General features: G+C 64.0%; 16 protein-coding genes. 11 read left to right on the forward strand and 5 right to left on the reverse strand.

Going from position 1 to position 17846, the window contains the following annotated elements:
• Positions 1 to 4: 4 nt before the first annotated feature.
• The 6 genes from Q7V46_RS07860 (at position 5) to Q7V46_RS07885 (ending at position 5925) form a co-directional block, all read left to right on the forward strand.
• Positions 5 to 145, forward strand: a complete 141-nt coding sequence (locus Q7V46_RS07860) for a TAXI family TRAP transporter solute-binding subunit (protein WP_322788373.1) — start codon at positions 5 to 7, stop codon at positions 143 to 145.
• Between the two features lie 92 nt (positions 146 to 237).
• The gene (locus Q7V46_RS07865) at positions 238 to 2298 is read left to right on the forward strand and encodes a TRAP transporter permease (RefSeq protein WP_304912980.1); all 2061 of its coding nucleotides are present in this window, start codon (positions 238 to 240) and stop codon (positions 2296 to 2298) included.
• 19 nt (positions 2299 to 2317) lie between these two features.
• Positions 2318 to 2743, forward strand: a complete 426-nt coding sequence (locus Q7V46_RS07870) for a DUF1850 domain-containing protein (protein WP_304912981.1) — start codon at positions 2318 to 2320, stop codon at positions 2741 to 2743.
• 45 nt (positions 2744 to 2788) lie between these two features.
• Positions 2789 to 3700 carry an AEC family transporter gene (locus Q7V46_RS07875; RefSeq protein WP_304912982.1) on the forward strand — a complete coding sequence of 304 codons (912 nt, stop codon included), beginning with the start codon at positions 2789 to 2791 and terminating at the stop codon, positions 3698 to 3700.
• 45 nt (positions 3701 to 3745) lie between these two features.
• Positions 3746 to 5302, forward strand: coding sequence for a phospholipase D family protein (locus tag Q7V46_RS07880; RefSeq protein ID WP_304912983.1), 1557 nt, complete (start codon positions 3746 to 3748; stop codon positions 5300 to 5302).
• Positions 5303 to 5430: 128 nt separating this feature from the next.
• Complete coding sequence (locus Q7V46_RS07885) at positions 5431 to 5925, forward strand: CreA family protein (RefSeq protein ID WP_370690305.1); 495 nt, start codon at positions 5431 to 5433, stop codon at positions 5923 to 5925.
• Between the two features lie 8 nt (positions 5926 to 5933).
• Here the strand turns inward: Q7V46_RS07885 and Q7V46_RS07890 are convergent, their stop codons facing one another.
• The 3 genes from Q7V46_RS07890 to Q7V46_RS07900 all read right to left on the reverse strand — a co-directional run bounded on the left by Q7V46_RS07890 (position 5934) and on the right by Q7V46_RS07900 (position 8536).
• Entirely contained in the window at positions 5934 to 6506 is a 573-nt protein-coding gene (locus Q7V46_RS07890; RefSeq protein WP_304912984.1) for a hypothetical protein, read from the reverse strand.
• 173 nt (positions 6507 to 6679) lie between these two features.
• Positions 6680 to 7708, reverse strand: coding sequence for an MlaD family protein (locus Q7V46_RS07895; RefSeq protein WP_304912985.1), 1029 nt, complete (start codon positions 7706 to 7708; stop codon positions 6680 to 6682).
• A gap of 21 nt (positions 7709 to 7729) precedes the next feature.
• A complete protein-coding gene (locus Q7V46_RS07900) occupies positions 7730 to 8536 on the reverse strand; it encodes an ABC transporter permease (RefSeq protein WP_304912986.1) in 807 nt (268 codons plus the stop codon).
• Positions 8537 to 8705: 169 nt separating this feature from the next.
• On the opposite strand from Q7V46_RS07900, the gene Q7V46_RS07905 reads away from it, so the two are divergent.
• Complete coding sequence (locus tag Q7V46_RS07905) at positions 8706 to 10268, forward strand: acyl-CoA synthetase (RefSeq protein WP_304912987.1); 1563 nt, start codon at positions 8706 to 8708, stop codon at positions 10266 to 10268.
• Here Q7V46_RS07905 and queG read toward each other — a convergent pair.
• Positions 10256 to 11365: a tRNA epoxyqueuosine(34) reductase QueG gene (gene queG, locus Q7V46_RS07910; protein WP_304912988.1), complete on the reverse strand. Its 1110-nt coding sequence runs from the start codon at positions 11363 to 11365 to the stop codon at positions 10256 to 10258. The genes Q7V46_RS07905 and queG overlap by 13 nt on opposite strands.
• Here queG and tsaE point away from each other — a divergent pair.
• On the forward strand, positions 11348 to 11950 hold the full coding sequence (gene tsaE, locus Q7V46_RS07915; RefSeq protein WP_370690306.1) for a tRNA (adenosine(37)-N6)-threonylcarbamoyltransferase complex ATPase subunit type 1 TsaE: 603 nt from the start codon (positions 11348 to 11350) through the stop codon (positions 11948 to 11950). The genes queG and tsaE overlap by 18 nt on opposite strands.
• Positions 11947 to 13392 carry an N-acetylmuramoyl-L-alanine amidase gene (locus Q7V46_RS07920; RefSeq protein ID WP_304912989.1) on the forward strand — a complete coding sequence of 482 codons (1446 nt, stop codon included), beginning with the start codon at positions 11947 to 11949 and terminating at the stop codon, positions 13390 to 13392. Before tsaE ends, Q7V46_RS07920 begins: the two co-directional genes overlap by 4 nt.
• Before the next feature lie 183 nt (positions 13393 to 13575).
• Here the strand turns inward: Q7V46_RS07920 and Q7V46_RS07925 are convergent, their stop codons facing one another.
• Positions 13576 to 14151: a YqaA family protein gene (locus tag Q7V46_RS07925; protein WP_304912990.1), complete on the reverse strand. Its 576-nt coding sequence runs from the start codon at positions 14149 to 14151 to the stop codon at positions 13576 to 13578.
• 94 nt (positions 14152 to 14245) lie between these two features.
• On the opposite strand from Q7V46_RS07925, the gene mutL reads away from it, so the two are divergent.
• Positions 14246 to 16204, forward strand: coding sequence for a DNA mismatch repair endonuclease MutL (gene mutL, locus Q7V46_RS07930; RefSeq protein ID WP_304912991.1), 1959 nt, complete (start codon positions 14246 to 14248; stop codon positions 16202 to 16204).
• A 296-nt stretch (positions 16205 to 16500) separates the two neighbouring features.
• Positions 16501 to 17844: an NADP-specific glutamate dehydrogenase gene (gene gdhA, locus Q7V46_RS07935; protein ID WP_304912992.1), complete on the forward strand. Its 1344-nt coding sequence runs from the start codon at positions 16501 to 16503 to the stop codon at positions 17842 to 17844.
• The last annotated feature ends 2 nt before the right edge of the window (positions 17845 to 17846 follow it).

Consider the following 17846-nt stretch of genomic DNA (forward strand, 5'->3'; position numbering starts at 1 on the left):
GGCCATGTACGACAACATCGATACCCTCTACGCCGCGCACAATGCGGCCAAGGCCATCAAACGCGACAACGCCATCAAGGGCATGCCCGTCCCACTGCACCCGGGCGCCGAGCGCTACTACAAGGAAATCGGCCTCATCAAATGAGGGCCGCCTGAGACCAGGGGAATGATGACCCCCTGGCAAACTGGAGGCGTGTCCGCATCGGACCGCCTCCCTCTTTTTGACCCGAGGTTTCCATGAACGACAACAACAGAGACATCGCCCCCAACAGCCCCACGGAGCCGGACGAACACCGCAGCACGCTCACTGGCGCTATCTTCTGGATCGCCATCACGTTTTCGGCTTTCCAGATCTGGATGGCGGCCTTTCACCCGTTCTCCAGCCAGGTGATCCGCGCCCTGCACGTGGGTTTTGTGTTGCTGATGATCTTTGCCCTCTTCCCTCCGATGGACGGGCGATCCACTGGCTGGCGTGCCTTGGGCTGGGTGCTCGGCGTGATCGGGTTTGCCACAGGTCTCTACCAGTGGGTGTTTGAGGCCGACCTGACCGTGCGCGCAGGTGAACTCACCACGGCTGACTGGGTGGTCGGTGTGATCGCCGTGGCACTGGTGTTCGAGGCAGCACGTCGCGTGATGGGCTGGGGTCTGCCGCTGATCTGCCTGATCTTTCTGAGCTATGCGGTCTTCGGACAGTACCTGCCCGGCAACCTCGCGCACCGGGGCTATGGGCTTGACCAGATCGTGGGACAGCTCGGCATGGGTCTTGAAGGCATCTACGGCACGCCGACCTATGTGTCATCGACCTACATCTTCCTGTTCATCCTGTTTGGCGCGTTTCTGGAACAGGCCGGCATGATCCGGCTGTTCAACGATTTCGCCATGGGCACCGTGGGTCACACGCGCGGTGGTCCGGCCAAGGTGTCGGTTATCTCATCGGGCCTGATGGGCACCATCAACGGATCGGGCGTGGCCAACGTGGTCACCACCGGCCAGTTCACCATTCCGCTCATGAAGCGCTTTGGCTACAGCCCCGCGTTTGCGGGCGGCGTGGAAGCCACTTCCAGCATGGGCGGGCAGATCATGCCGCCTGTCATGGGCGCGGTGGCCTTCATCATGGCCGAAACCATCAACGTACCCTACCTCTCCATCGTGCAGGCAGCGGTCATTCCGGCCATCCTGTACTTCGTCACCGCGTTCTGGATGGTGCACCTGGAAGCCGGTCGCAAGGGTTTGGTGGGCCTGGCCAAGGAAGACTGCCCCAACCCATGGACCGCCGTGCGGGAACGCTGGTATTTGCTGCTGCCGCTGGCCGGCCTGGTGGCACTGCTGTTTTCGGGTTACACGCCGCTGTTCTCGGGCACCGTGGGTCTGGCGCTCACCATCATCCTCATCTTCGGCGCTGCGGTCATGACCGGCGTCAAGGGCACCGCGCTGCGCGGGCTGTTCTGGGTGCTGCTGGGCCTGGCCTGTGCGGGTTTCATCGAGTTCGGCGTGATCACCTTCTTCGTGATCACCGCGGTGCTGCTCACCCTCACCTTCGTTCGCAGGGTGGGTGGCGATGCCCGCCAGCTCGCGGTGCGGGCGCTGGTGGAAGGTGCACGCCATGCGCTGCCTGTGGCCATCGCCTGTGCGCTGGTGGGGGTGATCATCGGCGTGATCAACCTGACCGGCGTGGCGGCCGAACTGGGTGGCTACGTGATCGCCGTGGGTCGCGAAAGCCTGTTCCTGGCGTTGCTGCTCACCATGCTCACCTGCCTGATCCTGGGCATGGGCATCCCCACCATTCCGAACTACATCATCACCAGCTCACTGGCCGCGCCGGTGCTGCTGGAACTCGGTGTGCCGCTGATCGTGTCCCACATGTTCGTGTTCTATTTCGGCATCATGGCCGACCTCACGCCACCGGTGGCGCTGGCGTGTTTTGCGGCCGCGCCCATTGCGCGAGAAACCGGGTTGAAGATCAGCATGCAAGCCATCCGCGTGGCCATTGCCGGCTTCATCGTGCCGTTCATGGCGGTGTACAGCCCGGCACTCATGCTGCAGGCTGGTGACTGGACCGACACACTCTGGATCGTGTTCAAAGCACTGGTCGCCATCAGCATGTGGGGAGCCGGCGCCATCGGCTACCTGATTGGCCGCTTGAACGCGGTCGAACGCATCGTGGCCGTGGTCTCGGCCAGCTTCCTGGTGGTTGCCTTGCCGCTGACCGACGAAATCGGTCTGGGCGCCGTGGCCGTGTTCGTGGCCTGGCACTACTGGCGCACCCGCCAGCAGCGAGCGCTGAGCGCAGCGCGCTGAAGCGGCCAGGGCAGCAGCAATGGCCGCAGGAATGGGTGTTTGCCTGGTGCTCGCAGCTGCGGCCACAGCATCCCACCCTGCGACCACCTTCCTGGCCATCGAGCGATTCACCCTGGCGTGGACGCACTCCATTGAAAAGGTCCGCTGGGAGGAAGACTATGAGGTGGCCAGAACGGCCACATCCGATGCCAGGCCCGTGCTGCGCGCGACCGAATCGAGGGTCAGGGGTTCGGCCGCCGGCATGGAACCGCCGGCGAGTGCGGTGCTCCGGAACGGATGGTATGCCTACCCTCCCGCTCAGCGCCATCCCGGCGCACTGAGGTTGAGCCGCTCCGAATTCGTTCCGGACTACGAATTGTGCACGCATGGCGTGTGCCAGCCTCTATCGCAATGGCTGCCGTCCGATGGTGGGGTGACGCTGCTCACAGCCTGCCATGCGCCTTGAGTTTCACGATCCGGCGCACATGCTTCACCCCGTTATGCTCACCCGGTGAACTTCGCCCAACTCCTCTTCCCCGATTTTTCCCTGATCCTGTGCGGCTACCTGGTGTGCCGCTTCACGGCGCTCAACCGCAAGGTGTGGGAGCAGGTCGAGAGCCTGGTGTACTACTTCCTGTTCCCGGTGCTGCTGTTCCACAGCATCGTCAAAAGCCCGCTTGATCTGGGCGCTGCATCGAGCCTGATGGGTGCCGGCCTTTCGCTGGGTGTGGCCGCCATCTTGCTCTCGTACTCACTGCCCTATTGGCCCTGGATCGGCAAGCGACTGGACCCGCGTCTGCACGCTGCCAGCGCCCAGGTCGGGTTTCGGTTCAACTCTTTCATTGCGCTGGCGCTGGCCGACAAGGTGGCCGGGCCAGAAGGTCTGCTGATGATCGCCGTGCTGATCGGCGTGTGTGTGCCGTTGTTCAACGTGGGCGCGGTCTGGCCTATGGCGCGGCACGCAAACCGGGGTTTTCTGCGTGAACTGCTGCGCAACCCCTTGATCATCGGCACGGTTTCGGGTCTGGCGGCCAACCTGCTCGGGTTCTCCATGCCGGTGTGGCTGGAACCCACGGTCAACCGGATTGGCCAGGCATCCCTGGCGCTGGGCCTGATGGCTGCGGGGGCCGGCATGCAGTTCGGCATGCTGGCGAGCGCCAAGATGCTGGGTGCCATGGTGCTGTCGGTCAAACACATCGGCATGCCCTTGATGGCACTGGGGCTGGCGCTGCTGTTCAGGTTGGATCCGACGCAAACCACCATCCTGCTGATGTTTTCGGCCGTGCCCACGGCGTCGAGCTGTTACGTGCTGGCCGCGCGCATGGGTTACAACGGCCCCTATGTGGCCGGGCTGGTCACGTTGTCCACCCTGCTGGGTGTGCTGAGTCTGCCTTTTGCATTGGGTTTTTTGGGGAAGATGTGAATGGGTACCGCCACTCGCCACCGCCATTGAAGGGAACCGTCTCCCATGTCACGTAGGCTTCGCTGGACGTTGAAACTGCTGCTGATTCTGGCCGTGGCTTCGGCACTTTCGCTGTGGTCCTGGGGGCGTTTTGCGGCCCGATCCCAGGGCGAGCCCTCGTTCGCTCTGGCCAGCCAGCCTGCCGACACGGTGCTCGACCGCGTGATCACGCCCCTGCTCGCACAGCGTCCGGGAGAGAGCGCGGCTGCGCTGGTGATCGACAACGTGCAAGCCTTCTCGCTGCGTGCGGTGGCGGCGCGCGAGGCGGGTCGCAGTCTGGACGCCATGTACTACATCTGGCGGGGCGATCTCACCGGCAGCCTGCTGAAGTACGAATTGCTGGGTGCGGCCGAACGGGGCGTTCGCGTGCGACTGCTGATCGACGACATGAATGGCCCCACGCGCGACCCTTTGCTGCTGGCCATGGACACGCACCCCAACCTGGAGGTGCGGCTCTTCAACCCGGCCCGCAACCGCGAAACCGCCTGGCGCCGCGCGCTGGAGATGGTGCTGCGGTTTGTCGGCTTCAACCGCCGCATGCACAACAAGGCCTGGATCGCTGACGATCAGGTGGCGCTGGTGGGAGGGCGCAACATTGGCGATGAGTACTTCAATGCGGCCGAACGCATGAACTTCCATGACGCCGATCTGCTGTTGCTGGGTCCGGCGGTGACGCAGACCAGCGAAGTTTTCGACCGCTTCTGGAACAGCGCCGAAGTGGTGCCACTGGCCGCGCTCAGACATGAGGCGCCGGCGCCAGAAAAACTGCCCCTCTGGCGGGAAGAACTGCGCGCGGGGGCACAGGCATCATCCTGGGTGCAGGCGCTGGGTGACACTCGCACACTTGCCGAGCGGCTGGGCAGCGACCTGCCCCTGCACTGGACCCCCCATGTTCGGGTGGTATCCGACCCGCCTGAAAAAGCCGCACCTCTGGCCAGCCGTCGCGAACGTGCCGAATGGCTGCTGTACGACCTGATGGCGCTGCTGTTTTCCGCCCAGCAACAGACCTTGCTGATTTCGCCCTATTTCGTGCCGGGCGATGCCGGCGCGCTGCTGTTGAACGGACAGGCCGCCCGCGGCATGGACGTGCAGGTATTGACCAACTCGCTGGCTGCCACGGACGTCCCCATCGTGCACGCAGGCTACAAACGCTATCGCGAATCCCTGCTGGCGGGTGGCGTGAGGTTGTTCGAGCTCAAACCTGGCGCCGCAGTGACCGGGAAAGAACTGCTGGGCAGCAGTGGTGCCAGCCTGCACACCAAGGCGTTCGTGGTCGATGGCCAGCGCGGCTTTGTCGGCTCCTTCAACTTCGATCCGCGCTCGGCCCAGCTCAACACCGAGATGGGCGTGCTGTTCGACCACGCGCCGCTCGCGGAAGAATTGCAGGCCTTGTTCATCCAGGCCGCAGCGCCCGACTCGGCGTGGTCACTGGATCTGACGCAGAAGGGCGCATTGCAATGGCAGGGAGAAAGCGGACGTCAACACCACGACCCTGAAACGTCCCGGGGGTTGCGATTGCTGGTCTGGCTGATGGGCTGGCTGCCCATCGAATCCCAGCTCTGAGACGACAAAAAAATGTCCCGTGCGCGTTGTCCAGTCTGCGAGACTGACGCTGGTGCCCGGCATTTCCAAACCTCTGGCGGGTGCATGATCGGACCCAGTCACACCACCCTGATGCCTCCGGAATCACCATGAAAAACCTGTCCATGCGCAACTTCGTTTCACACGCCCTGCTGGCGGGAATGCTGCTGGCCACTACCACGGTCAGTGCCCAATCGATCGGCGAAGTCGATACGGTCTTCAAGCTGCTGGGGCCCGACCACAAGATCATTGTCGACGCCTTTGACGACCCCAAGGTCAAGGGCGTGACCTGCTACATGGCGCGTGCCAAGACGGGTGGGATCAAGGGCGGTCTGGGTCTGGCGGAAGACAGGTCCGAGGCCAGCATCGAATGCACGCAAGTCGGTCCGGTCTCGTTCCACGGCGAACCGCTGCGGCAACAGGAAGAGGTGTTCACCGAACGCATCTCGCTGGTATTCAAGAAACTGAGGGTGGTGCGCATGGTGGACCAGACGCGCAACACGCTGGTGTACCTGACCTATGCCGACCGCGTGATTGAAGGCTCCCCGCAGAACAGCATCACGGCGGTGGCCTTGCCCGCGGGGCTGGCGATTCCGATGCGCTGAGCAGTCGTTCAACCGCCAGCCGACAGCACCAGGTCGATGCGCCGCTGCAGGCTGGCAGCCGCAGCGGCATCGCCGGCAGCCTCTGCACGTTGTTGCTGCACCTTCAGCCAGGCCAGCAAAGGGCGCCGCCAGCCGCGCGCCGATGCTGTTTCCACGGCCTGCGAAATCACACCAGGCGTGGCGCGCCCGCTGCGCATGAGCACGCCCGCCGCCACCAGGCGCGAGACGGGGTCCTGGATAGTGGCCAAGGCCGCATCGGGGGCAGCGCCAGCGGCCAGCGCACGGTGCGGCTCAGGCAGCAAGGCCGCGTCCCCGGGTTCAGCCGCACCGTTGAGGTAGCGCGCATAGGCCTGCTCAGGCGCAGCGGCATCGCCCGCCAGCGCCTCAAAACCGGTACACGGATCAAAGTCAAGCGCCGCCACCCGTGTGGCACAGCGCAACAATTCCAACCGCGCCACCAGATCCGAACGCCCCGTCCGGGCCACCTCGGAGCGCGCACGCGCAAACTCGGCCGCCTCAACCCGCGTATCCCCAGCCAACCAGGCCTCGGTAGCCCGCTCGGCACTGCCCTTGGCATTCATTTGCCATGCAGGCGCTTGCGGAGCGCTGGAGCATGCAACCAACACCAGGCACGCGACGAGCGAAGAAACGCCCTTCAAGGAACACCGCGCAACCGGCTTCGCCGGGGCGCAGGGTGTTGCCCCCTTGAGGGGGAATTCGGCTACGCGCAGCGAGCAAGCAACGGGGGGGAGCTTCATGGCAACTTGATTTCCGTATCGCGGGCGAAGGGCCACTTGCGGTTGATGTCTTCGATGAGCGAGTCGACCTTGCGCAGGCTGGATTCAACTTCGCCGCGCAGCGTGCCCAGGTCGGTGGTGGCCTCGCGGGTGTTGCTGGCAATGCCCTGGGCTTCCACCAACAGGGTGTCAACCTTTTTCAGGCTGTTGCGCGCATCGTCGAGCAACTTGTTGAGTGCCTGCACGGTGGTGCGCGCGTCGCTCACCAGCCCCCCCTGGGCCACCCCACCCGGGCCTTCTCCCTGACCGAACACCTGGCGGTCGGCGTTGGCCACCAGGCTGTCCAGACGCACAGCCAGGGCATCGGCGCGCGCCAGCAAGGCATTGGTGCGGTCAATCGTCGTGATCAGTTTCCTGGCATCTTCCTCACTGCCCATGACCGTGCCCAGCAGGCCCTGTGGCCCTTTGAGCTGCTCGGTCAGGGCCTGCACATTGGCCAGGCTGGCCGACAGCGCAGCCTCAGATGCCGTGAGTGCCGTCAGGTTTTCCAGCAATTCCCGCACCGACGCCATCAGCTTCGGGATCTCGGCTGCGGTATCTCCGCGCAGCACCGTGCGCTCGGCACCGTCTTCCAGCGGGGGGTCGTCCAGCAGCCCGCTGTAGGCGCGGATGCGGGTCCCCCCTACCAGACCCCGCTCCATGGTGAAGATGCTGGAGGTGCGCAGCCACTTGGCGTCTTTATTGGGCACATCGACCAAGATGCGCGCATTGCCGTCGTCACCGAGTTCAATGCGCGCCACGCGGCCAATTGCGAACCCGGCAAAAGTGATGTCCATGCCCACCACCACGCCTTCAGAGTCGTCGGCGATCAGCACCAGCCGCTGGGTGTGCTCAAACACACCGCGGGCGTACAGCACGTAGGCGGCCGATCCGACCAGCAGCATCACCATCAGCAGCATCAGAAGCGCTGCCTTGATTTCCAGGTTCCTGATGGAGGGCGTGTCGCCCCGCGGTGCGTCAGGGGGCAAATTTTGAGGAGCGTTCATGGGCATGGGTTGGTGCGACGCTCAATAATAGTTGCCGAGCAACGACACCACTTCGATCAGCAACAGCACGGAAAAGAGACGGGCGAACTCGGAAATATCACTGCGCCGGCTGTAGCGGCCTTCGATGTCGCGCTGGGCGCTACCGGCCAGGGGCACCACGCCCACCGCCAGACTGAAGAAGAAGGTCTTCAGGCAGAAGATGAGCGACACAGCTGGCGTGAACACCTGCCCCACGCTGCGTGTGTAAGCCGGAAAGCCCCAGGGAGAGAACCCGTAGAGGGTGAGGTAGGTCAATACCAGTGCCACCACACAGCTCAGGGCCGCCAGCATCGGCACTGAGAACATGCTGCCCAGCGCACGTGGCAGCAATTCGATGCGCAGCAGCTCCCGGTGTTCCCGTTCGATACCCTGTCGCTGTTGCTCGGCCAGTTGCTTGCGTACCCGCTGTGCGCCCGGCATGGCAAAGCGCAGGGCCACGAACATGGCCGCGTACAGAGGGATGAGCTCCAGCACCAGGGTGCGCACCAGAACCTCGATCGCATACTGCGTCAGTCCGTAGCTGTAGGCCGTGGCCACCACGATGCGGATCAACACGATGCTGATGAGGGCTGAGAGCACCATGAACCAGGTCAGCAGCGGTGCCGTGGCCAGGTACAGGTTGTGTAGCACGGCCAGTCGGTGCGCACCGCGTCGATAACTGGAGGGTGTGAGAGACAGCACCAGTATCTGGGCGCCCAGCAGCAGCACGTGCCACCAGGCGAACACGGATGTGCGCACGCTCCGGCCCCAGCGGACCAGCGTTCCTTGCACGGCAGAGACGGCGTTCATGGCGCGATGATAGCCCCGGCCATGCGCGCCCCCCCGAGGGACAAAAGTGTGCAAAAGTGACAGCATGCTGGTGTAAACGCGCATGGAAAACCCGTCTGTCTGGTTTTCAATGTCGGCACACGCCCGGCCTCTCCAGGCGGCATCATCCATCTCGTCAGGAAACCCCTTCATGCTACCCACGATTCACCCCTCGGTCCGTCGCCAGACCATTGCCGACGCCTTGCACCGCACCGCGCGACGGTTGCCGGCCAAGCTGGCCATTGCCTGCGGCGCCGTTCGCTGGACCTACGCCGAATTCGACGCGCTGGTGGACCGCCTCGCGGCCGGTGTGGCTTCGATGGACGTTTCGCAGGGTGACAAGGTGGCTGTGCTGTCGCGCAACTCCCACGGTTTCGCCGCCCTTCGCTTTGCACTGGCGCGGCGTGGCGCGGTGCTGGTACCCATCAATTTCATGCTCAAGGCCGACGAAGTGGCCTACATCCTGCGCCACGCAGGGGCGAAAGTGCTGGCCACAGACAGCGGCCTGGCCACCCTGGCGCGCGAAGCGGCAGCGCTCGACACCCAGGTGGAGCAGTTCATCTGGCTGCCCGCCGAAGACCCGAGCGAACCCGTGGCCGGCATGCGCACCTTCGATGAACTGGCGGCCTGCACCGACCCGCTGCCGGACGTGAACCTCGGCAGCTCCGACCTGGCCCAGATCGTCTACACCAGTGGCACCGAGTCCACGCCCAAAGGCGCCATGCTCACCCACGACGCCGTGCTGTGGCAATACGTCAGCTGCGTGATCAACGCCAAAATAGCCGAAGAAGACCGGGCCCTGCATGCCTTGCCGCTCTACCACTGCGCCCAGCTGGATGTGTTCTTCGGCCCTGCGATCTACATGGGCAGCAGCAACTTCATCACCAGCAAACCGGTGCCAGACAACCTGCTTACCCTGATCGAACAGCACGACATCTCCAGTTTTTTCGCGCCGCCCACGGTGTGGATCGCGCTGCTACGTTCACCTTTGTTTGACCCGGCCAAGCTCCAGAGCCTGGTCAAGGGCTATTACGGCGCATCCATCATGCCGGTGGAGGTGCTCAAGGAACTGGCCGCGCGGCTCCCCGGTGTGCGGCTCTGGAACCTCTACGGGCAGACCGAAATTGCTCCGCTGGCCACCATGCTGGGCCCAGACGACCAGTTGCGCAAACCGGGCTCCTGCGGCAAAGCCGTCCTCAACGTGGAAACGCGGGTGGTCAACGACGCCATGCAGGACGTGGCGGTGGGCGAAGTCGGTGAAATCGTGCACCGCTCGCCCCACCTGATGCTGGGCTACTTCAACGACCCGGAGCGCACACGCGCCGCCTTCGAGGGTGACTGGTTCCACAGCGGCGATCTCGCCACAATCGATGAAGAAGGCTTCATCACGGTCGTGGACCGCAAGAAGGACATGATCAAGACCGGCGGCGAGAATGTGGCCAGCCGTGAAGTGGAAGAAATGATCTACCGGCTGGGCAGTGTGAGTGAGGTGGCGGTGATTGGCCTGCCCGATGCGAAGTGGGTGGAAGCCGTGACCGCGGTGATCGTGGTGAAAGCCGGTCAGTCCTTGAGCGAAGACGAGGTCATTTCCCACTGCAGCACCCACATGGCCGGCTTCAAGGCGCCCAAGCGCGTGGTGTTTGCCGAGAGCCTGCCCAAGAACCCCAGCGGCAAACTGCTCAAGCGCGAACTGCGGCAGCGCTATGTGGGCTGACCGGGTCGCTCGCGCAGTGCCCAGCGCACGTGCTCCTTCACCAGGTCACTCGGATGAGCAAGCCGCAGCTGCAGCGCGGCAATCAGCGCGGTTCGCGCAGCCTCGTCCATGGCATCGCGGTGGTGCAGGGCATTGCCGATGGCCACAGCGATGTTGCGCAACCAGCGCTCGTGACCGATGCGACGGATCGGACTTCCCTCGGTGCGCCGCAGAAACGTTTCCTCTGACCATGCAAACAACGTGACCAGTTGCGCACCGCTCAATCCCTCGCGCTCATCAAAATCCGGTAAGGCGCTGCGCTGGGCAAACTTGTTCCACGGGCACACCAGCTGGCAGTCATCGCACCCGTAAATACGGTTGCCCATGAGCGGGCGCAGGTCCTCCGGGATGGCACCCGGGTGCTCGATGGTGAGGTAACTGATGCAGCGGCGCGCGTCCAGCCGGTGCGGCGCCACGATGGCCTGGGTGGGGCAGATGTCAATGCACGCCGTGCAGGCGCCGCAATGCGCTTTGACCGCCTCGGTGGCCGGCAAGGCCAGGTCAACGAAGATTTCACCGAGGAAGAACATCGACCCCGCTTCGCGGTTCAGCAGCAATGTGTGTTTGCCGCGCCAGCCCTGCCCACTTCGCTGTGCCAGTTCGGCCTCCAGTACCGGTGCGGAATCGGTGAAGACGCGATAGCCCAAGGGTCCCACCGCCTGCTCGATGCGATCGGCCAGTCTCTGCAGCCGCGCACGCAGCACCTTGTGGTAGTCACGTCCTCGTGCGTAAATCGACACGACCGCCTCGCCTGGGTGATTCAATCGATCCAGTTCTTGCACCTGCCAGTTGCCGGTGGTGTCGCGTGGCAGGTAGTCCATGCGCGCTGTCACCACGCTCACGGTGCCCGGCACCAGTTCGGCCGGACGCGCCCGTTTCAGGCCATGTGAGGCCATGTAGCCCATCTGACCGTGACATCCAGCCGACAACCAGGCCTTCAAACCGGCTTCTGCGCTGGACAAATCCACATCTGCGATCCCAATTTGGGAAAATGACAGCTCCCGGCCCCAAGCCTGAATCTGAGAGACGAGTTGATCAGCATCAAAACCGGCATTCATGATCCGACCATTGTAGGAACGCAGCCCACCAGCGGTGCGGCCGTCGCTGCGTCGACATGGAGCGGGATCTGGGCCGACGAAGCGGCCACGGCTTCGTTTGCAAGCGCACTGGCCACCAGCCCGGCCATGGCACACGCCACGCTCGCGCTGCAAGGCGATCTGGGCGCAGGCAAAACCACCTTCGTGCGTCACCTGCTGCGCGCACTGGGCGTGCGGGGACGCATCAAAAGCCCGACCTACGCCGTGGTCGAACCACACACTGCCATCGACTGCCCGCTCATGCCGGCGGGCGAGGCCCTGGCCATCTGGCACTTCGATTTCTACCGTTTCAACGATCCGCGCGAATGGGAAGATGCCGGCTTTCGCGAACTTTTTGCAGCCCGTGGTCTCAAGCTTGTGGAATGGCCAGAACGTGCCGGCGATTTCCTGCCGGTGATGGATCTCATCATCGACATACAACCCGACGACTCCCTTGCCCACCCGACCAGCAATTTCGACATGACCGAGCACCCGGACGAAGCCCGCCGCGTTGCCATCAAGGCGCTCACGCCCACAGGTCAACTGTTGCTGGAGGTTCTCCCATGAACATTCCGCCCACTGCTGCGCTGAACAGGCGCAGCCTGCTGCGCGCAGGAACGTTGGTACTGCTGCTGGGCGTGCAGCAAATCGCACGCGGGGCCAACGTGGTGGCCGTGCGCATCTGGCCGGCACAGGATTACACGCGTGTCACCGTTGAGTCCGATGGCGCATTGAAGGCCAGACAGTTTTTCCTCAGCGATCCGCCCAGGCTGGCGGTGGACATCGAAGGCATCGACCTGTTGCCCGGCCTGCGTGAACTTGTGGGCCAGCTCAAGTCGGACGATCCCAACATCGCCCGAATCCGGGTGGCGCAGAACGCCCCCAATGTGGTGCGTCTGGTGATTGACCTGAAGCTTTCCGTCAAACCGCAGATCTTCAACCTGGAACCGGTGGCCGCTTACCAGCACCGCCTGGTGCTGGACCTCTACCCGTTGAACCCGCCAGACCCGCTGGAGCAACTCATCAGCCAGCGCCTGCGCGATCTCGATGCGGCCAGCGAGCGTGCCGCGCGACTGCTGGGAATGGAAACCGGGCGCCTGGAAGAACGCGGGGCGGTCGCCACCGTGCCCAATCCCGCCAGCGACCCGCTGGGTGCATTGATTGCACAGGCCGAACGCGACGCAGCCAACGGCAGCAGGGGCAGTGCACCACCCACCGTGGCAGGCGTTCCTCCGAGCGGCACGACCAACAACGCTGCGAAAGCGCCCACCCGTCAGGCGCAGACCGACCGCCTGATCATCGTGGCCCTGGACCCTGGCCATGGCGGTGAAGATCCCGGCGCCATCGGACCGGGTGGCACCTACGAGAAAGACGTGGTGCTCGCCATCGCGCGCAGGCTGCGCGACCGCATCAACGCCACGCGTGTGAATGGCAACCCCATGCGCGCCTACATGACGCGCGACGCCGACTTCTTCGTTCCCCTGCAGGTGCGGGTGCAAAAGGCGCAGCGGGTGCAGGCCGACCTGTTCATCAGTCTGCACGCCGACGCGTTCTACACGCCGCGCCCCCAAGGCGCCAGCGTGTACGCGCTGAGCACCCGGGGCGCCACCAGTGCGGCCGCGCGCTGGATGGCTGACAAGGAAAACGCTTCCGATCTGGTGGGTGGCCTGAACGTGAAGGCGAAAGACGCCACGTTGCAACGCGCCCTGCTCGACATGAGCACCACCGCGCAGATCAACGACAGCCTCAGGCTCGGCGCATCCATGCTGGGCGAGGTCGGTCGCATCGGCAAGCTGCACAAGCCCCGGGTGGAGCAGGCCAACTTTGCGGTGCTGCGTGCGCCCGACATTCCCAGCGTGCTCGTGGAAACTGCGTTCATCAGCAACCCGGACGAAGAGCGGCGCCTGCGCGACCCGCAGTACCAGAACGAACTGGCCGACGCGCTGCTGCGCGGCATCGTGAGCTATTTCTCACTGAACCCGCCGCTGGCGCGGAATCGGCAGATTTAGGCTCCCCCCCATCGCTGGCTCACTGCGTGTAGCCAGCTCCGCCCCTCAAGGGGCAACACCTTGGACCGGCAGAGCCGGATCTTCGGTGTTCCTGGTCGAAGACAACTCACACCGGAGAGATGGCTTCCTTCGCCGCGCCTGCGGCGCTTCGCCCCAGAATGAAGGCATTTCGCACAGGAAAGCTCAGCGCAGGTACAGATACAACGCCCCAACCATTGCCACCGAACCCCAGCCCAGCCACTCCATCACGGGACGCAGCCTGGGTTCCATGGCGGGGCCGAAGCGGGCCATGAGCCAGCTCACCAGGAAGAAGCGGCCGCCTCTTCCGACGATGGACGCGAGAACAAAAGGCAGCAGCGGCATGCCCATGCCGCCGGCCGCGATGGTGAACACTTTGTAGGGAATCGGTGAAAAGCCCGCGATCAGCACGGCGGCGAAGCCCCAGCGGTCGAACCAACTGCGCGCGGTCTCCAGCTTCGGTGTCCAGCCCATGCGATCCACCCACGGCATGATCGCATCCAAAGCCATGCTGCCCAGAAAATAGCCCAGCATGCCACCCAGCACCGACATGATCGTGGTCAGCAGCGCCAGTCGCCACCAAGCAGCGGGCCTCGCCAGGCACATCGGCGCCAGCATGACGTCGGGCGGGATGGGAAAAAACGAGGATTCGGCGAAGCTCAGTCCTCCCAGGTACCAGGGCGCCTTGGGGTGGCGGCTCCAGCTCATGACGCGGTCGTACAGCGGTCCAAACAGTTTCAAGGGAGCGTCCTCGTGCAGCTGTGAACGGCGCGCCCGGGTGGCGGGCCAGCTTCAGCCAAACCTTGAATTATCCGTCACTGCATACAATGATCTGGTGACCCATCCCACCCTTCACCCTGCCACCAGTATCCCTCCGTCCCGCGCCCCCATCCTTGAGCTGCCGGACGAGCTCATCAGCCAGATTGCAGCCGGTGAAGTCGTCGAGCGGCCCGCCTCGGTGGTGCGTGAGCTGGTGGACAACGCACTCGATGCCGGTGCCACCCAGGTCACGCTGCGGTTGATGGCCGGCGGGGTGCGCCTCATCAGCGTGGAAGACGACGGATGCGGCATTCTGCGCGGCGAATTGCCCACAGCCCTGAAGCGCCACGCCACCAGCAAGATTGCCAGTCTCAGCGATCTGGAGTCGGTGAACACCATGGGTTTTCGGGGTGAAGCGCTGGCGGCCATTTGCTCGATTGCCGAAGTGTCGGTGCTCACGCGCGTGGAAGATTCACAGGAAGCCCATGGCTGGTTGCTGGACGGTCGCAGTGGCGAGTTGCAGCCCACCGCCCGCAACCGGGGCACCACGGTGGAGGTGCGCGAGCTGTTCTTTGCAACGCCCGCCCGGCGCAAGTTCCTCAAGACCGACGCGACCGAACTCGCGCACTGTGTCGAAGCGGTGCGCCGGCATGCACTGGCGCGCCCGGACGTGGGCTTTGCCATCTGGCACGAAGGCAAGCTGGTGGCCCAGTGGCGCGCCGTTTCGATCCACCAGATCGACCCGCTGCGCCAACGCCTGGCCGATGTGCTGGGCGAAGACTTTGTGGCCCAGGCAGTGGCGGTGGACTGGCCAATCGACCTGCCTGATGATGGCAACGGACAGCGATTGCGGGTGCGGGGTTTTGCTGGCGTGCCCGACGCGGCCCGCTCGCGAAACGACTGGCAGTTCGCCTATGTGAACGGCCGCTATGTGCGCGACAAAGTCATCACGCACGCGGCCCGGAGTGCCTATGAAGACGTGCTGCACGGGCACCGCCAGCCGGTGTATGCGCTGTTTGTGTCGCTGGACCCGACCCGGGTGGACGTGAACGTTCACCCAACCAAGATCGAAGTGCGCTTTCGCGACAGCCGCGAAGTGCACCAGGCGGTGCGGCGCGCGGTCGAATCGGCACTGGCCGTGCCCCGCTCGGCGGGCACGGTCGACCCAGGCCCCGCCGCGGTTGCCGAGCCCGCGGCGGCATGGCCACCACGTTCACAACAGTCCGGCCTGGCCTTCGCCCCGAGAGAGCCAGAAGTCGGCCACCGGGTGAGCGACCTGGAAGCCCTTTGGGGTGGTACACCCTCAGCCACCTCCACCAGCCCAGCCCGCACAGATACATGGGCAAATCCACGCACAGCAAATCCAGAAGCCGGTCAAGCTATTACCCCAGCACAAGGCCCCGCTCGGACCGTGCCTGTCGAAGCCACTCCCCTCCCTCTGCCCCAGGGAGACTGGCCACTCGGTCGTGCCATTGCCCAACTGCAAGGTATCTACATCCTGGCGGAAAACGCACAGGGCCTGATCGTGGTGGACATGCATGCCGCGCACGAGCGCATCGTGTACGAACGCCTCAAGCAGCAGATGGACGACGAACAGCTATCGAGCCAGCCGCTGCTGATTCCGGCCACCTTTGCAGCCACGCCTGAAGAGGTGGCTACCGCCGAAGACCATGCCGTGGTGCTGGCCATGCTGGGCCTGGAAGTGGTGCCGTTTTCGCCCAAGACACTCGCGGTGCGTGCCGTGCCCATCACGCTCTCCCAGGGTAACCCAGTGGAACTCGCCCGCAGCGTGCTGGCCGAGCTCAGCCAGCACGATGCCTCCACCGTGGTGCACCGCGCGCGCAATGAACTGCTGGCGACCATGGCCTGCCACGGTGCTGTGCGCGCCAACCGCCGGCTCACACTGGAAGAAATGAACGCGCTGCTGCGGCAGATGGAGGTCACCGAGCGTTCAGACCAGTGCAACCACGGCCGACCCACCTGGCGGCAGGTGAGCATGAAGGAACTCGACGGCCTCTTCATGCGCGGGCGCTGAAAAGGCCGCTGCCGCCAAGTCGCTCGTCGAACCGCCCCTTTTCGCCCAGTGAGGGGGTAACAGGAAAACGACAGCAGGGATGCCATCACCGCCCCCTTGCCACATCGCGCTGAATCACCCGATGCCCATCAAAGGCACATGCATGAGACTTCCAAGTCAAATTTTGCACCTTTGTAGTGCACTCACTGTGTACAAGGAGTCATTTCGTTGCTTCAACTCCCCATATCGGGGCATTTCGCGTCGCGAAATGCAAAGTGCGCATAATCTCATGCACTCTTTTAAGGCACCAACCCCGAATGAAATACACCTCCGTTCACCACTTTCTCGAACATGTCGCCGCGCGCAACCCCGGGCAGTCCGAATTCAGCCAGGCGGTGGCAGAAGTCATGGAAAGCATCTGGCCTTTCATCGCCACCCATCCCCGCTACGCGGAGCACGGCCTGCTTGACCGGCTGATCGAACCCGAGAGGATCGTGATGTTCCGCATTTCGTGGGTGAACGACCACGGCGATGTGCAGGTCAACCGTGGCTACCGCATCCAGCACAGTTCGGCGATCGGTCCCTACAAGGGTGGCATGCGGTTTCATCCTTCGGTGAACCTGTCCATCCTGAAATTTCTCGCCTTCGAGCAGACCTTCAAGAACGCGCTGACCACCCTGCCGATGGGCGGTGGCAAAGGTGGGTCGGATTTCGACCCCAAAGGCAAGAGCCCGGGCGAAGTGATGCGTTTCTGTCAGGCGCTGGTGACCGAACTGTTCCGCCATGTGGGCGCAGACACCGACGTGCCCGCCGGCGACATCGGCGTGGGTGCGCGCGAAGTGGGCTACATGGCCGGCATGATGAAAAAACTCAGCAACCGGGCCGACTGCGTGTTCACCGGCAAGGGCCTGAGTTTTGGCGGATCGCTGATCCGCCCGGAAGCCACCGGCTATGGCACGGTGTACTTCGCAGAGCAGATGCTCAAGCAGCAAGGCAAGGCCTTCGAAGGCCTGCGCGTGAGTGTGTCAGGCTCGGGCAATGTGGCGCAGTACGCGGTGGAAAAAGCCATGGCACTGGGCGCGAAAGTGGTCACCGTTTCCGACTCCAGCGGCACCATCATCGATGACGACGGCTTCACGCCCGAAAAGCTGGCCGAACTGATGGAAGTGAAGAACCACCTGTACGGCCGCGTCAGCGACTACGCCGAGCGCACCGGCTCCCGTTTTGAAGCTGGCATGAAACCCTGGGGCGTGCCAGTGGATGTGGCCCTGCCATGCGCCACGCAGAATGAAATCGATGTCGAAGATGCAAACGTGCTGATCCGCAACGGCGTGACCTGCGTGGCCGAAGGCGCCAACATGCCCACGTCCATGGCGGCAGCCCAGCGCTTTGAAGATGCCGGGGTGTTGTTTGCGCCGGGCAAGGCGAGCAACGCCGGGGGCGTGGCCACATCGGGCCTGGAAATGAGCCAGAACGCCATGCGCATCAGCTGGCCACGAGAAGAAGTGGACCAGCGCCTGCACAGCATCATGGTGGGCATCCATGAAGCCTGCCTGGTACACGGACGCCGAGCAGACGGCACGGTCAGCTATGTGGATGGCGCCAACATTGCAGGGTTTGTGAAAGTGGCGGATGCCATGCTGGCGCAAGGCATCATCTAGAG

Source organism: Hydrogenophaga sp. (assembly GCF_030651625.1).
Lineage (GTDB): Bacteria > Pseudomonadota > Gammaproteobacteria > Burkholderiales > Burkholderiaceae_C > Hydrogenophaga.

Bases quoted from the DNA above. Each gene is read 5' to 3' on its own strand.
- Q7V46_RS07860 (WP_322788373.1), top strand. From the start codon at position 5: ATGTACGACAACATCGATACCCTCTACGCCGCGCACAATGCGGCCAAG.
- Q7V46_RS07865 (WP_304912980.1), top strand. From the start codon at position 238: ATGAACGACAACAACAGAGACATCGCCCCCAACAGCCCCACGGAGCCG.
- Q7V46_RS07870 (WP_304912981.1), top strand. From the start codon at position 2,318: ATGGCCGCAGGAATGGGTGTTTGCCTGGTGCTCGCAGCTGCGGCCACA.
- Q7V46_RS07880 (WP_304912983.1), top strand. From the start codon at position 3,746: ATGTCACGTAGGCTTCGCTGGACGTTGAAACTGCTGCTGATTCTGGCC.
- Q7V46_RS07885 (WP_370690305.1), top strand. From the start codon at position 5,431: ATGAAAAACCTGTCCATGCGCAACTTCGTTTCACACGCCCTGCTGGCG.
- Q7V46_RS07890 (WP_304912984.1), bottom strand. From the start codon at position 6,506: ATGAATGCCAAGGGCAGTGCCGAGCGGGCTACCGAGGCCTGGTTGGCT.
- Q7V46_RS07895 (WP_304912985.1), bottom strand. From the start codon at position 7,708: ATGAACGCTCCTCAAAATTTGCCCCCTGACGCACCGCGGGGCGACACG.
- Q7V46_RS07900 (WP_304912986.1), bottom strand. From the start codon at position 8,536: ATGAACGCCGTCTCTGCCGTGCAAGGAACGCTGGTCCGCTGGGGCCGG.
- Q7V46_RS07905 (WP_304912987.1), top strand. From the start codon at position 8,706: ATGCTACCCACGATTCACCCCTCGGTCCGTCGCCAGACCATTGCCGAC.
- queG (WP_304912988.1), bottom strand. From the start codon at position 11,365: ATGAATGCCGGTTTTGATGCTGATCAACTCGTCTCTCAGATTCAGGCT.
- Q7V46_RS07920 (WP_304912989.1), top strand. From the start codon at position 11,947: ATGAACATTCCGCCCACTGCTGCGCTGAACAGGCGCAGCCTGCTGCGC.
- gdhA (WP_304912992.1), top strand. From the start codon at position 16,501: ATGAAATACACCTCCGTTCACCACTTTCTCGAACATGTCGCCGCGCGC.